Origin of the sequence: Deinococcus pimensis DSM 21231 (genome assembly GCF_000519345.1) — a bacterium.
Taxonomy (GTDB): domain Bacteria; phylum Deinococcota; class Deinococci; order Deinococcales; family Deinococcaceae; genus Deinococcus_A; species Deinococcus_A pimensis.
The window spans coordinates 86,037-86,265 of record NZ_KI912635.1 but is presented as its reverse complement, the minus strand read 5'-3'; the positions used below and the strand labels follow the sequence as shown (position 1 = coordinate 86,265).

Annotated in this window: 1 protein-coding gene; it reads right to left on the bottom strand. The window is 71.6% G+C overall.

The genetic code is table 11. The features are described 5' to 3' along the window. Window positions 1-229: prephenate dehydratase domain-containing protein (locus DEIPI_RS0107560; protein WP_045233857.1), on the bottom strand; the 229-nt coding region annotated here is incomplete at both ends.

Below are 229 nucleotides of genomic sequence, written 5' to 3'. Positions count from 1 at the left end.
CGCCGCGACGGGCGTGAGGTGGGAGCGCGCGAGGAAGCCGTCGCACTGCGCGAGCGCCTGCGGGTGCGAGTGGACGCGCCGCACGTCCTCCATTCTCGTGCCCCTGAGCGCGAGGAGGTTGTGGCGGACGCGCAGGGTGAGCTCGCGTTCGATGTGCAGGTCCGTGTCGAGCAGCAGGTCCACGGTGGCCTGCACGCTGCCAGCGAGGCTGTTCTCGACGGGGACGATG